We start from the raw sequence: 16486 nt of genomic DNA, 5'->3' as shown, positions 1-16486 counted from the left end.
CTGTTAAATACAATATTTAACAAATTTGTAACGTGTTTTGTTGTTTTTATTTTATGCCAAAGGTGACATTTTCATAGAATAAAATTACTCTTTTTTAAGTGACATTTTTACTGGTTATTGACAGGAATTTGGAATGATATACCTTATAAATAAACTATCAAAGAAGTGCTGCCAAAATTGCCTTATGGGCGTGAAGTCGGTTTTCTGCCTCATCAAAAACTACTGATTGGGAACTTTCAAAAACTTCCTCTGTTATTTCTTCTCCTGTGTGAGCCGGCAGGCAGTGCATTACTATAGCTTTGCTGTCGGCTAATCCTAATATTTTTTTATTGATTTGGAAATCTTGAAAGTGCTTTTTCCTCTCTTCCGCCTCTTTTTCCTGCCCCATACTGGCCCAAACATCAGTATATAGCACATCTGCTCCAATACTTGCTTGCTCCGGGTCATTTCCCAGAATTAGTTTGCCGCCACTTGCTTTAGCAAAATCCTGGCACATTTTGGTTACATCTGCCGATGGCTCATATCCTTTTGGAGTAGCTACCCTTACCTCCATCCCTAGCTTAGTTCCGGCAATCATCAAGGAGTGGACCATGTTGTTGCCATCGCCAATATAGGCTAATTTGATACCAGAAAGTTTTTGTTTATGCTCTAAAATCGTCAGCATGTCTGCCAGAGCCTGTGTTGGATGATATAAATCAGTCAGGCCATTGATGACAGGAACATCCGCGTACTTTGCCAGTTCCTCCACTTCTGATTGAGCATAGGTCCTTATCAAAATTCCATCAACGTACCTGGACAGCACCCTGGCTGTGTCTTTGATGGGCTCACCCCGGCCCAGCTGCAAATCTTGAATGCTTAGAAAATAAGCCATTCCTCCCAGTTGAAACATTCCGATCTCAAATGACACCCTGGTCCTGGTAGAAGCCTTATTAAAAATCATAGCCAGGGTTTTGCCTTTTAAAATGTCATGGCGAATGCCCTGTTTATGCTCGGACTTCAATTTAACTGCCAAATCCAATAAGAGTTTAATTTCCTCTGTAGAATAATCTTTTAAACTGAGGAAATCCCGGCCTTTAAGTTCATTGTACATGTTTTTCCTCCTTGCATTATTTATGGTTTTGTAAAAGTGCCTCTTTAAGGGTGTTTATCACCTGGTCTATTTCAGATTTAGTTACTATTAAAGGTGGCACAAACCGCAAAATATTGCCTCCAACGGCATTTATCAACACTTTATGTTTCATACAGAACTCAACAATAGGCAGGGCATCTATGCTAAGTTCACATCCCACCATTAAGCCGAGGCCTTTTACTTTGGTTATTTGCGAAAAGTCCTCTTTTAGCTTTGCAAGTTCTGCTTTAAAGTATTGGCCCTTTTCCGCAACTTCCGCTAAAAATTTTTCATCCAAGAGGACAGAAGTGGCCGCTAATGCCGCCTGAGTAGCTAAAGGATTTCCGCCGAAGGTTGCCGCATGATCTCCCGGCTGAAAAGCCTCAGCTACCTCTTCTTTTGCCAGCATGGCTCCAATTGGGACTCCACTCCCCAAGGCCTTAGCAAGGGTGATAATATCAGGACTTATATTAAAATGTTGATAGGCAAATGCCTTGCCGGTCCTTCCTAAACCGGTTTGCACTTCATCTACGATAAGCAGCAGATTGTTTTTGCGGCAGATTTCCTGGACACCTTGTAAATATCCAGGATCGGGTACATTTACTCCCCCTTCGCCCTGAATGCACTCCAGCATGACTGCACAGGTTTGGAAAGTAACGGCATCTTCTAATGCCTTTAAATCATTAAAAGGCACATATTTAAATCCTGCCGGAAGAGGCCGAAAATCCTTTTGGTATTTTTCCTGGCCCGTAGCCGCTAAGGAGCCTAATGTGCGGCCGTGGAAAGATTTTTCCATTGTGATAATTTCAAAGCGACCTTTGCCCCATTTGCGGGCAAGTTTTACAGCCGCTTCATTGGCTTCCGTACCGCTGTTGCAAAAAAACGCCTTATGGCAACAGGAACTCTCCACTAATTTTTGGGCCAGTTTAATCTGGGGCTCAATCCAATAAAGGTTGGAACAGTGAATGAGTTTTTCAGCCTGTTCCTTAATGGCCTCCGTTACTACCTGGGGACAGTGACCCAATGAGTTGACAGCTATACCGCTGACAAAGTCCAAATACTTATTGCCTTCACTATCCCATACATAAGCACCTGATCCCCTTACCAAAACCACTGGTAAACGTCTATAAGTATTCATCACATACTTTTGGCCTAAAGCAATTAAATCTTCCATTAGCTTCACTCCTTTGCTACCATTGTACCTATGCCCTTATCCGTGAAGATTTCTAACAACAGAGCGTGAGGCAGCCTCCCGTCTATAATGTGGGTGCTATTTACCCCACTTGACAAAGCTTTCATACAGCACTCAATCTTGGGAATCATACCGCCTTTAATTACACCTTGCTGGATAAGATTCTTAGCTTCAGAGATGCTTAAAGATGAAATGAGGTTTTGCTCTTGATCAAAAACGCCCTCTACATCTGTCAGCAGTACTAATTTATCCGCTTTTAAGCTTGCAGCAATGCTACCTGCCACATAGTCTGCATTTATGTTATATACCTTACCTTCACCGCTGCCGACGGGGGCAATAACCGGAATATAATCCTTTTCCAAAGCAGTATATATCAATTCGGGATTTACCTTTTCTATTTCACCTACAAAACCCAAGTCAACCTCCGCCCCATTATAGTAAGCTTTCTTTTTGCGGGCTTTAATCAGCTCACCGTCTAAGCCGCTTAGGCCTATGGCCTTTCCCCCGTTTTTCTCTACTAAACTTACGATTTCTTTATTGACTTTACCAACTAAAACCATTTGCACTATCTCCATGGTTTTTTCATCGGTGATCCGCAATCCATTTATAAACTGTGAAGTAACCTCTGTCTTTTCCAGCCAGTGATTTATTTCCGGCCCTCCACCGTGGACGATAACCGGATTAATCCCCACATACTTCATTAAAACAATATCGGCGATCACCTTATCCTTTAACAGGGGATCTGTCATAGCATGACCGCCGTACTTGATGACAACCGTTTTGCCGTAAAACTTTTTTATATATGGCAAAGCTTCAATCAGTATCTCGGCTTTTGCTAATGGTTCCATGGAACACACCTCTTTTATTTCTTAAACTTAACTCCTGTAATCCGCATTGATCTTCACGTAATCATAGGTAAGATCACAGCCCCAGGCTTTGGCTCTAGCTTCTCCCAGGTTTAAATCAACTTTTAGCTTGACTTCTTTTTCTTTAAGTATCTGTTTTGCCCTATCTTCGTCAAACGCTAAGCCTGTGCCCTTTTGGGCAACCAACAGATCTCCAATGTACACATCTACATTGTGCGGGTCTACCTCTGCACCGGAATACCCAAGGGCAGTTACTATCCTCCCCCAATTGGCATCTTCGCCAAAGATGGCAGCTTTCACGAGATTGGAAGCACAAATGGCCTTGGCACCCTTTCGGGCATCTTCCAAAGACTTGGCGCCTGCTACTTCCACCTCTATCAATTTAGTAGCCCCTTCACCATCCTGGGCTATCATCCTGGCTAATATGGTGCAGACTTCAACAATAGCTGCTTCAAAGTCCTTTAAATATTCGCTTTCTGTGGTTATGGTTGGGTTGTCGGCAAGACCATTTGCTAAAATGACCACCATATCATTGGTACTTGTGTCACCATCTACGGAAATCATATTAAAGGTGGCATCTGTGGCTCTTTGTAAAACCTTTTGTAGACACTTGCTTTCTATGCTGGCATCTGTGGTAATAAAACCTAGCATAGTGGCCATATTTGGGTGAATCATGCCTGAGCCTTTGGCCATGGCTCCAATAGTCACTGTTTTTCCGGCAATTTCTAATTGACAGGCAACTTCTTTTGTGGTTGTATCCGTTGTCCTTATGGCTTCCGCTGCATCGGTTCCCCCGTTAAAGCTCAAAGCCCCGGAAGCCTCCTTTATTCCATTTGATATAAGATCCATGGGCAGTGGAATGCCGATTACACCTGTAGAAGCCACCACCACGTCTTCTGCTTTGATCTGCAAAGCCTCTGCTGTTATTTGGGCCATTTCTTTTGCCGCCTTTAAACCCTGTTCGCCCATACAAGCATTGGCTATACCACTGTTTACAACAATTGCTTGGGCAATGCCGTCTTGCAGATGTTCTTTAGTTATCTGCAAAGGGGCTGCTTGGAATTTATTCAGGGTATAAACAGCTGCTGCCTGTGCAGGAACCTCTGAGTACACCAGCGCAAGATCCTTCTTGCCTTTTTTTCTGATTCCACAGGCAACACCTGCTGCTTTAAAGCCTTGCGGCGATGTAATTCCACCGTTTATATATTTCATTTTACCGATTCCTCCTTTAATTTACATATTATGGATAAATACCACCCAGTTTCAAACCACTTGTTTCGTCTAAGCCAAACATAATATTCATATTCTGTATTGCCTGACCTGAAGCACCTTTTACTAAATTGTCGATGGCAGAAAATACTATGATTTTACCGGTCCTCTCATCAAAAATTGGCGCTATATCACAGTAGTTAGACCCCTGTACCCATTTGGTCTGAGGTAGGTTGTCTTTATCCCTTAACCTGATAAAAGGACAATTTTTATAAAATTCCTGATAAAGTTCATCTAGGTCTTTTTGCGTTACATTTGCTATTGGTGTAACATAAATGGAACTTAAAATGCCCCGGTTCATGGGAATTAGATGGGGTGTGAAATTGATGAGCACAGGAGACTTGCTTAGCAAGCTCAGTTCTTGTTCTATTTCTCCAATATGCCTGTGATTGCCTACTTTATAAGCCAGTAAATTTTCATTAATATTTGGAAAATGTGTTATATCCGTTAAAGTTTTGCCTGCACCGCTTACTCCTGATTTACTATCAATGATTATATTCTCATTGCTGATAACCTCATTGGCTAAAAGGGGCGCCAGCCCTAAAATAATACTGGTGGGATAACACCCCGGATTTGCTACGATCTTTGCTTTGCTTATCTCGTCTTTATATATTTCCGGCAAGCCGTAAACGCTTTCTGGCAACAGTTCAGGGCAGGAATGCTTTAACTCGTACCAATATTCGTAAGCCTCAGAATCTTTTATTCGAAAATCGGCACCCAGGTCAATGACCTTAATACCTTTTTGGTACAGCTCTTTTGCCAAAGGCGCAGACTTTTCATGAGGCAGCGCTAAAAAGACCACATCTAGACCTTCTAGAAAGGCATCTATCTGAAATTGCTCTTCCACTAAACAAATTTGTCCCTTTAAATTTGGATGTACCTGTGTAACATCATTGCCTGCATTGCTTCTTGAGGTGACTTTTTTTACCTCAGCCTGAGGGTGGTTAAGCAAAAGTCTTAGCAGCTCTCCTCCTGTATAACCGGTAACACCGATAATTCCAACTCTAATCTTCATTTCCCTTCCCCCACCTAAAAAATTGTTGTTTATAATTATACACACATACGCATAATTATGCAACAATTATTTTCATTTTATTTGTAAAAAGCTTTTAGACGAAAGGCTTTAAACGATAAAAAAGCACCTTCTGCCCCATTGCAAAAGGTGCTTTTGATTATTAGCCTTTGACATTAATTTATTTTTCAATACCCTCCCGGGCAGGAACTCCTTTAGTATAATAGTGCTTGATTTCTCGCATTTCAGTGACCAAATCCGCTTTGTCTATAAGTTCCTGTGGAGCATATCTGCCGGTCAGAACAACTTCGGTTTTCTCATGCCGGTTATCCAGCATGGCCAAGACCCTTTCTAAGGGAAACAATTTATAATATAGTGCAATGTTTATCTCATCCAATACTACCAAATCGTATTCACCAGATGAAAGGATCTCTTCGCATTCTCTTAAACCTTTCTCAGCAGCCTCTATATCTTCAGCAGTCGGTTGGTTATAGATAAAACAGTTTCTTCCAAACTGTTTAATGGTAATCCTCGGTAAATATTTAACTACATCCAGCTCACTGTATTTCATACCTTTTACAAATTGCGCAAAAAATACTTTTTTGCCTGCGCACACAGCTCTAACCGAAAGCCCTAATGCTGCAGTGGTTTTGCCCTTGCCATTGCCAGTGTACACCTGAATATACCCTTTTTCCATTTCAATCCCCTTTCATCATACTGCTATTTCCATTTTATCACATATTACACCAACTTCCAGTCAAGTCAAAAATTTTATTTTACAACGCCAAAATCAAGCATAAAGATTTTAGCATAACGACAAAGAGGTTAAAAGCCTTAACCTCTTTGTCACTTATGAGTATTTTACATTAAACCTGCAAAGCCCTACAGTACCAATTTTATAAAAAAGCCTCACAGCAATTTTACTTTACAAAGGATATCAGCGTCTCTATGAACTGGTCGTATGTTTTTACTTCAAGAAGGGTTTTAAGTTTACTCTCCTCAGAAATGACTTCAGTTATAAAATCGAAGATATCTTTTAAAAACAGGCGATCCCGAATGTTGATGGCAAGCATAAAAATTATGTTGACCTTATTGTCATTCCACTGAATGGCATCAGGGTGGATGGAAACGGCTATGGCGGAATTTATGGCACACATTTCCAGCGGGTGAGGCATGGCAATGTTCATATATGCGCTTGAGCTTATCCGCTCCCGTTCAAATAACTTCTGTTTGAAGGAGCTATCCACTATACCCTGCTTTTCAAGAGCATCTGCCATGACATTTATGGCATCGTTTTGGTCTTTAAAGTCTGCACCTACGAAAAACAGCTCCCTCTTAAACATCATCTCCAATTTCAGCTTCATCTTGGTTTTTATTCTGTCGCTTAAAACTTCTTCTATTTTCTTTGAAACGTTCAATATGTCTTTGTTGGCAATATAAGGAGATATTTGCACGTAGGGCTTGCCCGGGTGAATTTCAAATGGAATCGTGGTTATAATCATGTCGTAATCATAATATGTCTCAAGTTCATGCTGACCAGACACTATTTCAGTTATGAGCAGGTTGTTGGAAAAAATGCTGCTCAACTTGACTGCTATATCCTCTGATTTATACAGGTATTGAGGGTTTACCAGGATTGCCCTCACTTCGTGTTTGATGACCTTTTTCTCTTCGATCAATACCCCAAGGTGCAGCGCAATATATGATATCTCGTCTTCCGTTAACTCATATCCCTCTTCCTGGGTGATTATATTTGCGATAAATACAGAGACGTCGTAGATAAATGGGTATGAATTCTTGATTTCCAGCATCTGAGGATTGCGCAAGGAAATGCGGTTTTTGAGCCTTATGAGCAGGTTTTTAATGTGAAGGGCAAACCTGATCGTAAAGTCCTTGCGTATCAGCGTTATATTGTAAGTTTCCTTGACTCGGGTCTGAATCAGGGACACCAGCCGGACTATATTCTCTCCTACAAAGTTCCCAAGTTGATCGATATTTATATCGTTTATGGTGCTGGAAATTGCCCGAGTCATTATATACAAGGCAAAATCATAGGTTTCGCATTCAACAAACTTTACTCTAAATTCCTTTTCAACCTGTTCTACGATGCTTACCGCTATTTCCTGAATATGTGAATTAACCATGCTCTTTCCGCTTGGTGGACTTGTCTCGTCCTCACATGTTTCCTGCATCAGCTTTCTTTCCATGGTTATGGCTATGTGCAGCACCAGGTTCAGCAGCGAAAATTCGTCCATAAAATACTGATGTTTTCGCAAGGCCTCAGACACTATCTGCTTTATTTTAGTAAGGTCAAAATGAGGCAGGTAGTTTTGCATTATTTTTATGCTCAAAAAGGAGTCCTTGGTATCTTCGTAAATAAGCTTGCTTATGAGCTTTTTCTTATTAGCCTCATGGCCGTCGATAAAGGCCTTATTGTTTTTGGTCTTTATCTTCAGCTCAAAATCCGCCAGCTCCCTTTTTAAGCTGCTTAGCTCATTGGCCAAAGTCAACGGCGAGACTAGCAGTTCATTTGCAAGGGCGTCCAAGTCGTAAGAGTTGGTTTCCAACAGCAGCTTGCGCAATATATATTTTTTGCGGTCCTCAACAGTTTGGGGACTGTGAGATGTCTTTATGAAGTTTATCAACTGCTCAAGCCGCTTCTTGTCCCTTACAATATATCCTTTGCGGGAGGACTCGATCAGACCAGGATATTTTGAATTGATGTTGCTGATGTAACTTTTAATGGTCCTGACGGATATGTCCAGGAAAACGGACATGGAAAAGGACGTGACCCAGCTTTCCTGACTGCTCAAAAATTTGAGTATGGCAAGCTCTTTGTCCATTTGAATACTCCTTTTCTGGCACCCTTACATGTACAGCCTTTACTAAAATATATAATATACCTATTAAGCAGTAAATATTTAAAATTGCACTTTGACGGTGCAATATAGAGAGTATTAATAATAGCAAATCAATTCTATAATGAAACTACAACTGAGCAGTATATCCAATAAGCTATAACTTTTTTTGAAGAACGGAGGCTTGCAATGGACGTTATTCAGGAATGCATGAAAATGATTTCATTTGGAGGTGATGCAAAAAGCCTTGCAATGTTGGCTATTAAGCAGGCTCGTGAAGGCAGACACCAAGAAGCAGAAAACACCATAAAAAAAGCAGAAGAGTCACTGCTTAAAAGCCACCAGGCGCATACGGACCTGTTAAGCTACGATGCCGAAAAACAGGATTTGCAGGTTACCCTTTTCATGGTACACGCAGCTGATCATTTAAATGCCGCAGAAACTGTATTTATGCTTGCTAGAGAACTGATTCTTTTACACAGGGAGGTTCAAAAATGTACAAAATTGCATTGATTTGCGAACACGGTGCCAGCACCAGCCTGTGTGCACGAAAAATGATTGAAGCAGCCGAAAAACTTGGCATTGAATGCAGCATAGCCGCCTACTCCGATTCACAACTGGATAATATTATCCAGGATATGGACTGCATCCTGCTTGGTCCACAGCTCATGTTTAAGCAGGAACAATTTAAGCAAGAATATCCAGAACATGCAAAGAAAATCACGGTAATAAATGCCATGGACTACGGCATGATGAACGGCGAAAAGATCTTAAAGGATGCAATTGCCTTAATAGAACATTTAAAATGAAGGATTTATAAAATAACGAAAAGAGGGATAGTATGGAAAAGTTTATCAACAGCCTGCAAAGAACTTTAATGCCTATGGCAAATAAACTGTCAAACAACAAATTTATGAATGCCCTTGGGCAAACTTTCCAATTGCTGCTGCCCATTATTATCATAGGTTCTTTTGCATGCTTAGGTGCCTTTTTGGATATCCCGTTCTGGCAGAACTTTGTCACCTCCACCGGCCTGCAGGTCGTGTTGATGACCATTCAGTCGCTGACCCTGAGCATTATAGCACTGTACGTGGTCATCGTCCTGCCATATCAGTATGCTCAAAAGCTCAAAATCAACGCCATATCGGCTTCCATTATTTCTTTAATGGCCTTTTTACTGCTTACTCCTCATGAATTGTACACTTCAATTCCTACTGCTTGGCTCGGATACACGGGATTGTTCAGCGCAATCATAGTTGGCGGAATGTGTCGAGGGTTCCATCGAATTTGAAGAAACCCTAAAATTCATCAAACTGGTAGAACCTCTGATAGATGCCGTTCAGATTTCCAGCGGCCTTGACATGAACCGGGAGGGCAATGTGCACATGGTCACCACCAATTTCAAAGAGCACATGCCCAATGCAAAATACGCCCGGATAGTCAAGCAAAACGTAAACATACCCGTATCTGTGGTAGGTGCCGTAATGTCCCCTTGGGAGGCGGAGGAACTTATAGCTTCCGGCACTGTGGATTTGGTGGCCTTTGGCAGAAGCTTTATAGCGGACCCAGACTGGCCAAACAAGGCAAAAGATGGCAAGGCAGATGACATCGTGCCCTGCATTCGCTGCATGCAGTGTTACCACATTTCCACCAACAGGAAAAATGTGGGCTGCACCGTAAATCCCAGATTTACCAACGAATCCTTTGTACCAAAAGAAATCAAGAAAGCCGAGACATTAAAAAACATCGTGGTAGTAGGAGGAGGGCCTGCCGGCATTATGGCAGCAATTACCGCAGCCAAGCGGGGCCACAATGTTACGCTCTTTGAAAGAGAAAAAAGCCTCGGAGGCATGCTGCGCTACATTTCAAGGCAGCACTACAAAGAGGACATAAGGCGGTATTTTGAGTATCTGCTGGGACAGGTCAAAAAGCACAGCATCGATGTAAGGTTAAATACCTCAGCCACACATGATCTGGTAAAGAGCTTAAATCCCGATGCCATATTTGTGGCAGTTGGTTCTCTTCCCATAAAACCAAATATAAAGGGAATTGACGGAGCAAATGTCATTGACTTTTTCGAAGCCATTGAAAACCCAGATAGCACCGGCCAGGATGTGGTGATCATAGGCGGCGGCACTATCGGTGCCGAAATAGGATTGGAGCTCGCCGAATTAAAGCACAGAAACGTCACCATAGTGGAGCTTACCAGCGAGATTGCGGCCCAGGGCAATATGCTCTACAGAATTGCATTGCGGCAAAAGATGGATGCGGTGAGCAATCTTAAGCGAATGGTGGAAACCCGGTGCAGAGAAATAACAGAAAAGGGCGTTATCGCAGTCACCAGGGATGGGCAGGAGCAGTTCATCAAGGCCGACACGGTCATTATTTCCACCGGTGTCACTGCCAATAAGGCTGTGGCCGAAAGTTTCTACGGCATTACCCCAGATACCTTTACCATAGGGGACTGCGATAAGCCCAGAAAGATAATGGAAGCGGTTTTTGAAGGGTACACTATTGCATCACGCATATAGGGGGGCGATGCAGGATGTCAAAAGAACGTTTGCCTGACAACTTCCTGTGGGGAGGTGCAGTTTCCGCAAACCAGTGCGAAGGTGCCTACAATGTGGATGGCAAGGGCCTCAGCACTGCTGACGTAACCACGGCAGGCAGCCGGTATGTGAAGCGGGAGTTTACTGACGGCATAATTGAAGGCAAATACTATCCCAGCCATGAAGCCATCGACTTTTACCACAGGTATAAGGAAGATATAGCCTTGTTTGCAGAAATGGGCTTTAAGTGTTTCCGCACTTCTATAAACTGGACAAGGATCTTTCCCTTCGGAGACGAAACTGAGCCCAACGAAGCAGGATTGAAATTCTACGACAATCTATTCGATGAGCTACTCAAGTACAACATACAGCCCGTTGTCACCATTTCCCACTATGAGACCCCTCTTGGCCTTGTAAAAAAGTACGGCTCCTGGCGAAGCAGAAAAATGGTTGATTTTTTCCTGCGCTACTGCGAAACGATTTTTAGCAGATATAAAGACAAGGTAAAATACTGGCTGACCTTCAACGAAATAAATGTCATAACGTTAAATCCCACCATATCTGCAGGCATAGTAGTAAAAGAAGGGGAAGACTTTGACAAGGTAGTCTACCAGGCGGCCCACCACATGCTTGTTGCCAGCGCAAAGGCTGTCAAACTGGGCCATGAAATAAACCCAGACTTCAAGATTGGCATGATGATGCTGTATCCCATATTTTACGCCGAAACCTGCAAGCCGGAAGATCAGCTGGCGGCAATGAAAGCCATGGACCAGCACTACTACTTTTCTGATGTGCAGGTGCGCGGATACTACTCATCAAAAGCCAAAAGCTTCCTTGCAAGTAAAGGGATAGAGTTAGAAACGGAACCTGAAGATGAAACAGCCCTCAGGGAAGGCACCGTAGACTTTATTGGCTTTAGCTACTACAACAGCAACGTAGCCACCACCAGGCCCGAAGCCCAATTTACCGGCGGCAACATGCTAAATGCAGTAAAAAATCCCTACCTTACCGAAAGCGCTTGGGGATGGTCCATAGACCCAATCGGACTGCGCATATCCCTAAATAACTTATACGACAGATACCAAATACCGCTGTTTGTGGTGGAAAATGGGCTGGGAGCAGTAGACAAGGTTGAAGCAGACGGGAGAATACACGACGATTACCGGATAGCCTACCTGCGGGAGCACATAAAGGCTATAAAGGCTGCCGTCATTGAAGATGGTGTAGACTGTATCGGCTACACGCCCTGGGGCTGCATTGACCTGGTAAGCGCATCCACCGGCGAAATGGAAAAGCGCTACGGCTTTATCTACGTGGACAAGGACAATGAGGGCAAAGGCACCCTTGCACGAATTCGCAAGGATTCCTTTTACTGGTATAAAAGATGTATAGAGACAAACGGCGAGGATATATAAGATTTACAAATACAAAAAACCGGCGTTACAAAAATAATTTCGCCGGTTTTTAAAATGTTGAACAAGAAAATCAAATTAAAATAAAACACTGTTCTAACTTTCTCCTAACAAACCCTTTATAATATCCGAGCTCAGCTGTCTAAAGCTCTCTACTACCAAATCGGCGTCAGATAAATCTTGGTTACCTGAGTTGGGATTTTTATAGCCAACACACTTCATACCTGCGGCTTTGGCTGCCTGCACCCCGTTGAATGCATCTTCAATTACCAAACAATTATCAGGTGTGACATTTAATTCTTTTGCAGCTTTTAAAAATATTTCCGGATTTGGCTTACCTTTTGAAACGTCTTCTGCAGATATAGCCACCTTTATGTATTTAGATAAATCAAATATATCCATTACTTTATCGATGATTTTTCGGCTATTTGATGATGCCAGTGCAAGTAAATATTTTTCATTATAAACAGTTAACATGAACTCATAAAAATTATCTACTAGCTTGACTTTGTGGAGGTTTTCCATAAATCGCTGCCGCTTTATTTTTATCAATTCATCAACAGACGGCTCTAAATGGAATCTTTCCTTGAAAGTGCTCCATATTTTATAATCCGTTGTGCCTACAAAAGCTTCATGTTCTTCTCTGGTAATTGTACCTCCATATTCTTCAAGCAATTCTCTTTCAAGTTGCATATGTAATGGCTCGCTATCAATAATAACTCCATCCATGTCAAATATTATGGCTTTCAACTTAAAACTCCTTCTAAATATATTTTCATGATGAAAATCTCTTATTTACCAACATATATATTAGCTAAAAATATAAATACTTTCAATTGGTATATTAATAACTTAATATCTTAAGTGCCTGGCACCAAAGAAAAAAGTTTTGTAAAATTGGCATAAGTAATGTGTTTTATTTCTTGTAAAGTGGTTTGGCGAAGCTCTGCAAGTTTTTCCGCAATCACGGGAATCCGCGTGGGATCATTGCGCTTGCCACGATAGGGTTCCGGTGTAAGATATGGGCAATCGGTTTCAAGCAAAATCTTATCAAGGGGCAGCTTCTCCACCACTTCTTTAGGTTTCTTAGCATTTTTAAAGGTGATTACCCCTCCAAAGGAAAAATAAAAATCCAGTTTCATAAGCTCCCGAGCCATTTCAAAACTGCCAGAATAGCAGTGCATCAAACCCTTAATTGGAGCGGATTTCTTCAAAATATTTAAAGTGTCTTGATGAGCATCTCTGCTGTGAATTACCACAGGGAGATTCAGGCTCTTCGCCAGCTCCAGCTGCTCTAAAAAGACTTTCTGCTGCAATTTTCTATCGGAAAATTCGTAGTAATAGTCAAGGCCTATTTCACCTATGGCTACGACCTTTGGACTTTTGGCCAGCTCTTTTAACTCACTTAAGTAGTCTTTTGAGACTTTTGCAGCTTCATGGGGGTGAACTCCCACACAGGCATATATAAATTCATAATTTTGGGCAAGCTCTACCGAAAAGCGGCTTGTGTCAATATCCGAACCGGCATTTACAACTATCATGCCGGCTTCCCTTATATTTTCCAGTACCTGCTGTCGGTCATCGTCAAAGGCCTTATCATCTAAATGAGCGTGTACATCTACAAACATGGCAAACCTCCTTAAAGCTAAAGCTTCGGCTGCTTTGTTCCCTCTTCAAAGGCTTTTAAGTTTACTTCGTGAAACTTCTCAGGAAGATAAGCTTTTATTATATCCTGCCAATTTACATTCATAATCCCAAGCTGCTTTACGGCTGCCCCTAATAGCACCATGTTATGGGCCCTTATATTCCCTAAATTGCCTGCAATTTGAGCGGCATTAATCACTATAGTGTTTTCCACAGAATGTTTTAGTTTATCCAAAACATCATCAGGATATTTTTCTTGCCCCGTCAAAACTGTAGTTGAATATATTTCATAATCATTCACGATAAGGATTCCACCCGGCCTTAAATAATTTATATATCTTACAGCCTCTATTTTCTCAAAAGCCAGCAGCAAATCGGCTTCACCTGAACCTATCATGGGCGAATACACCTTTTTGCCGAACCTAAGCTGTGTATTGACGCTGCCTCCCCGCTGAGCCATGCCGTGGATTTCCGACATCTTCACATCATATCCAAGACGAATTAATCCTTCAGCTAGAATTTTTGAAGCCAGGATAGTTCCCTGACCTCCCACGCCTGCTAACAAAAGGCTTTTTGTCATATTACTTACACATCCTTTCAACGGCACCGGTTTTGCAGACCTGAATGCAAAGCGTACACCCATTGCAGGCCGCTTCATCAATCACCATCACATCATTTTTAAAAGCTATGGCAGGACAGCCCAGTCTGAGACAAAGTTTACATTTTGTGCACTTTGCTTGGTTTATGGTGCACTTGCTGTTTGCCCTTGGCTTTGAAGTATTTTTCAGCAGTGCACAAGGCCTTTTGGCTATGATCACAAAAGGCTCTACAGCCTCATAGGCCTGCTTTACAGCTTCTTGAGTTTGAACAAGGTCATACGGGTCTACTACCACAATATTTTCCGGTTTGACACCTACAGCTTTTACTATTTCTTTTATGTCTATTACCGGCGACACGTCGCCACTTAAGGTTTTGCCTGTTCCCGGGTTTTCCTGGTGGCCCGTCATGGCCGTTGTCCTGTTATCTAATATAATAACGGCCAGCTTGCTCTTGTTATACACAGCATCTATAAGGCTGGTGATCCCAGAGTGGAAAAAGGTGGAGTCGCCCATCACACCGAAGACCTTGGTATCTTTGTTTGCCTGCATAAAGGCCTTTTCAAAGCCTATGCCTGCCGAAATGCCTGCTCCCATGCATATTAAAGTGTCTGTAGCATTTAAAGGCGGCAAGATCCCTAAGCTATAACACCCGATATCCCCTGTAATTACGGCATCTTTGTATTTCCCGAGGGGATAGAACACGCCTCTGTGAGGACATCCGGCGCACAGCACCGGCGGCCTGGAAGGCACCTGAACATCAACGGTGTAGGTCTTTCGTGCTTTTTCAGGAGCAAGCACTTTTTGTATGATCTCAGGATTTAATTCTCCGCATATGGGAAGGACATCTTTGCCTATACAGCTTATGCCAAGAGTTCTCACAAAAGTCTCGATATACGGCTCATTTTCTTCTATGACATACAGTTTCTCCACACTTTGGGCAAACTCTCTAACCAGCTTTTCCGGCAGAGGAAAGGTAAGCCCCAGCTTTAGATATGATGCATCATCGCCCATTATTTCTCTTGCGTGCTGGTACGAAATCCCTGAAGTTATGATTCCGACCCCTTTTCTACCCCAAATTATCTGATTTAAATGGCTTTCATTGGAATATTCCCTGAGTTTCTTTAGCTTTTCTTCTAATACTGGGTGCCTCATTTTTGCAAAACCCGGAATCATACAATATTTTTTTACATCTTTTTTGTATTCTTTTACACCTACTTCCTGTCGCGAGCCCACAGTTACCAGTGACTTGCTGTGGCAAACCCTGGTTGTAACTCTGAAAAGCACCGGCAGGTCGTATTCTTCGCTGAGCTTAAAAGCGTATTTTATATAATCCAGACACTCCTGACTGTCTGACGGTTCTATCATCGGAACTTTTGCATGAAGGGCATAATAGCGATTGTCCTGTTCATTTTGTGAGCTGTGAAGGCCGGGATCATCAGCAGTAACTACTACGAGGCCCCCATTTATTCCCGTATATGCCAAAGTAAACAGCGGGTCTGCAGCAACATTTAGCCCTACGTGCTTCATGGCGCAAAGAGCCTTCGCACCGGCAATAGCTGCACCACCTGCCACTTCAAGGGCAACCTTTTCATTGACCGACCACTGAGAATATATTTCTTTATAACTTGAAATATTTTCTAAGATTTCAGTGCTGGGTGTGCCCGGATAGGCAGTTGCAACTTGGCACCCGGCCTCATATGCTCCCCTGGCAATTGCCTCATTGCCCGTCAATATCTCTTTCAATGGCTCTCCTCTCCTTATCTTGCAGTGATTTAGAACAATTATATCATTATTTTAAATGTTTTTTAACCTTACAGCTTGCAAAACTTCATTTAACAAAATTCATCTTTTTCAACATGGATTGTGGATAAGTTGCGGTTTTATCAACAAATTTCCCACATATTATCCACATATTCACAACTTATCCACACAAATTGTGGAAAATTCCGGGACTTATGCACAATCATGACCACCCGT

The 16486-nt window shown here is 42.2% G+C and carries 16 protein-coding genes; 5 read left to right on the top strand and 11 right to left on the bottom strand.

Annotated elements, in window-relative coordinates:
- Nucleotides 1-157: 157 nt before the first annotated feature.
- From argF to JT739_RS11025, 7 genes are all read right to left on the bottom strand, one after another.
- Nucleotides 158-1090: an ornithine carbamoyltransferase gene (gene argF, locus JT739_RS11055; protein WP_237661182.1), complete on the bottom strand. Its 933-nt coding sequence runs from the start codon at nucleotides 1088-1090 to the stop codon at nucleotides 158-160.
- A 16-nt stretch (nucleotides 1091-1106) separates the two neighbouring features.
- On the bottom strand, nucleotides 1107-2282 hold the full coding sequence (locus tag JT739_RS11050; protein WP_237661181.1) for an acetylornithine transaminase: 1176 nt from the start codon (nucleotides 2280-2282) through the stop codon (nucleotides 1107-1109).
- A gap of 5 nt (nucleotides 2283-2287) precedes the next feature.
- Complete coding sequence (argB, locus tag JT739_RS11045) at nucleotides 2288-3148, bottom strand: acetylglutamate kinase (protein ID WP_237661180.1); 861 nt, start codon at nucleotides 3146-3148, stop codon at nucleotides 2288-2290.
- Between the two features lie 27 nt (nucleotides 3149-3175).
- Nucleotides 3176-4378 (bottom strand): bifunctional glutamate N-acetyltransferase/amino-acid acetyltransferase ArgJ, encoded by a 1203-nt coding sequence (gene argJ, locus JT739_RS11040; RefSeq protein WP_237661179.1) that lies wholly within the window; start codon nucleotides 4376-4378, stop codon nucleotides 3176-3178.
- Nucleotides 4379-4406: 28 nt separating this feature from the next.
- On the bottom strand, nucleotides 4407-5450 hold the full coding sequence (gene argC / locus JT739_RS11035) for an N-acetyl-gamma-glutamyl-phosphate reductase (RefSeq protein ID WP_237661178.1): 1044 nt from the start codon (nucleotides 5448-5450) through the stop codon (nucleotides 4407-4409).
- Between the two features lie 178 nt (nucleotides 5451-5628).
- The gene (cobO, locus tag JT739_RS11030) at nucleotides 5629-6144 is read right to left on the bottom strand and encodes a cob(I)yrinic acid a,c-diamide adenosyltransferase (RefSeq protein WP_237661177.1); all 516 of its coding nucleotides are present in this window, start codon (nucleotides 6142-6144) and stop codon (nucleotides 5629-5631) included.
- Nucleotides 6145-6367: 223 nt separating this feature from the next.
- Nucleotides 6368-8290 (bottom strand): transcription antiterminator, encoded by a 1923-nt coding sequence (locus JT739_RS11025; RefSeq protein WP_237661176.1) that lies wholly within the window; start codon nucleotides 8288-8290, stop codon nucleotides 6368-6370.
- A gap of 204 nt (nucleotides 8291-8494) precedes the next feature.
- Between JT739_RS11025 and JT739_RS11020 the strand changes: the two genes are divergently transcribed.
- Genes JT739_RS11020 through JT739_RS11000 form a run of 5 tightly spaced genes read left to right on the top strand, consistent with a single transcriptional unit; the run spans nucleotide 8495 to nucleotide 12269 of the window.
- On the top strand, nucleotides 8495-8818 hold the full coding sequence (locus JT739_RS11020) for a PTS lactose/cellobiose transporter subunit IIA (RefSeq protein ID WP_237661175.1): 324 nt from the start codon (nucleotides 8495-8497) through the stop codon (nucleotides 8816-8818).
- Nucleotides 8800-9114: a PTS sugar transporter subunit IIB gene (locus JT739_RS11015; protein WP_237661174.1), complete on the top strand. Its 315-nt coding sequence runs from the start codon at nucleotides 8800-8802 to the stop codon at nucleotides 9112-9114. The genes JT739_RS11020 and JT739_RS11015 overlap by 19 nt, the downstream gene beginning before the upstream one ends.
- A 32-nt stretch (nucleotides 9115-9146) precedes the next feature.
- On the top strand, nucleotides 9147-9596 hold the full coding sequence (locus JT739_RS11010; RefSeq protein WP_237661173.1) for a hypothetical protein: 450 nt from the start codon (nucleotides 9147-9149) through the stop codon (nucleotides 9594-9596).
- The gene (locus tag JT739_RS11005) at nucleotides 9562-10836 is read left to right on the top strand and encodes an FAD-dependent oxidoreductase (protein ID WP_237661172.1); all 1275 of its coding nucleotides are present in this window, start codon (nucleotides 9562-9564) and stop codon (nucleotides 10834-10836) included. The genes JT739_RS11010 and JT739_RS11005 overlap by 35 nt, the downstream gene beginning before the upstream one ends.
- Nucleotides 10837-10850: 14 nt before the next feature.
- A complete protein-coding gene (locus JT739_RS11000) occupies nucleotides 10851-12269 on the top strand; it encodes a 6-phospho-beta-glucosidase (protein WP_237661171.1) in 1419 nt (472 codons plus the stop codon).
- A gap of 93 nt (nucleotides 12270-12362) precedes the next feature.
- Here JT739_RS11000 and JT739_RS10995 read toward each other — a convergent pair whose 3' ends face one another.
- The 4 genes from JT739_RS10995 to iorA form a co-directional block, all read right to left on the bottom strand.
- The gene (locus tag JT739_RS10995; protein ID WP_237661170.1) at nucleotides 12363-13016 is read right to left on the bottom strand and encodes an HAD family phosphatase; all 654 of its coding nucleotides are present in this window, start codon (nucleotides 13014-13016) and stop codon (nucleotides 12363-12365) included.
- A 110-nt stretch (nucleotides 13017-13126) separates the two neighbouring features.
- Nucleotides 13127-13894: a TatD family hydrolase gene (locus JT739_RS10990; protein ID WP_237661169.1), complete on the bottom strand. Its 768-nt coding sequence runs from the start codon at nucleotides 13892-13894 to the stop codon at nucleotides 13127-13129.
- A 17-nt stretch (nucleotides 13895-13911) separates the two neighbouring features.
- Nucleotides 13912-14490: an indolepyruvate oxidoreductase subunit beta gene (locus JT739_RS10985; RefSeq protein WP_237661168.1), complete on the bottom strand. Its 579-nt coding sequence runs from the start codon at nucleotides 14488-14490 to the stop codon at nucleotides 13912-13914.
- A 1-nt stretch (nucleotide 14491) separates the two neighbouring features.
- Nucleotides 14492-16252 (bottom strand): indolepyruvate ferredoxin oxidoreductase subunit alpha, encoded by a 1761-nt coding sequence (iorA, locus tag JT739_RS10980; protein ID WP_237661167.1) that lies wholly within the window; start codon nucleotides 16250-16252, stop codon nucleotides 14492-14494.
- Nucleotides 16253-16486: the final 234 nt, after the last annotated feature.

Origin of the sequence: Tepidanaerobacter sp. GT38, assembly GCF_021991635.1 — a bacterium.
Taxonomy (GTDB): domain Bacteria; phylum Bacillota; class Thermosediminibacteria; order Thermosediminibacterales; family Tepidanaerobacteraceae; genus DTU063.
The sequence above is the reverse complement of the archived record's forward strand: the minus strand, read 5'-3'. Positions and strand labels throughout refer to the sequence as shown.

Excerpts from the sequence above, each read along its gene's own strand:
- JT739_RS11025 (WP_237661176.1), bottom strand. The coding sequence starts at position 8,290 with ATGGACAAAGAGCTTGCCATACTCAAATTTTTGAGCAGTCAGGAAAGC.
- JT739_RS11050 (WP_237661181.1), bottom strand. The coding sequence starts at position 2,282 with ATGGAAGATTTAATTGCTTTAGGCCAAAAGTATGTGATGAATACTTAT.
- argB (WP_237661180.1), bottom strand. The coding sequence starts at position 3,148 with ATGGAACCATTAGCAAAAGCCGAGATACTGATTGAAGCTTTGCCATAT.
- JT739_RS10990 (WP_237661169.1), bottom strand. The coding sequence starts at position 13,894 with ATGTTTGTAGATGTACACGCTCATTTAGATGATAAGGCCTTTGACGAT.
- JT739_RS11015 (WP_237661174.1), top strand. The coding sequence starts at position 8,800 with ATGTACAAAATTGCATTGATTTGCGAACACGGTGCCAGCACCAGCCTG.
- argJ (WP_237661179.1), bottom strand. The coding sequence starts at position 4,378 with ATGAAATATATAAACGGTGGAATTACATCGCCGCAAGGCTTTAAAGCA.
- JT739_RS11000 (WP_237661171.1), top strand. The coding sequence starts at position 10,851 with ATGTCAAAAGAACGTTTGCCTGACAACTTCCTGTGGGGAGGTGCAGTT.
- cobO (WP_237661177.1), bottom strand. The coding sequence starts at position 6,144 with ATGGAAAAAGGGTATATTCAGGTGTACACTGGCAATGGCAAGGGCAAA.
- argF (WP_237661182.1), bottom strand. The coding sequence starts at position 1,090 with ATGTACAATGAACTTAAAGGCCGGGATTTCCTCAGTTTAAAAGATTAT.
- argC (WP_237661178.1), bottom strand. The coding sequence starts at position 5,450 with ATGAAGATTAGAGTTGGAATTATCGGTGTTACCGGTTATACAGGAGGA.
- JT739_RS11010 (WP_237661173.1), top strand. The coding sequence starts at position 9,147 with ATGGAAAAGTTTATCAACAGCCTGCAAAGAACTTTAATGCCTATGGCA.
- JT739_RS11020 (WP_237661175.1), top strand. The coding sequence starts at position 8,495 with ATGGACGTTATTCAGGAATGCATGAAAATGATTTCATTTGGAGGTGAT.
- JT739_RS10985 (WP_237661168.1), bottom strand. The coding sequence starts at position 14,490 with ATGACAAAAAGCCTTTTGTTAGCAGGCGTGGGAGGTCAGGGAACTATC.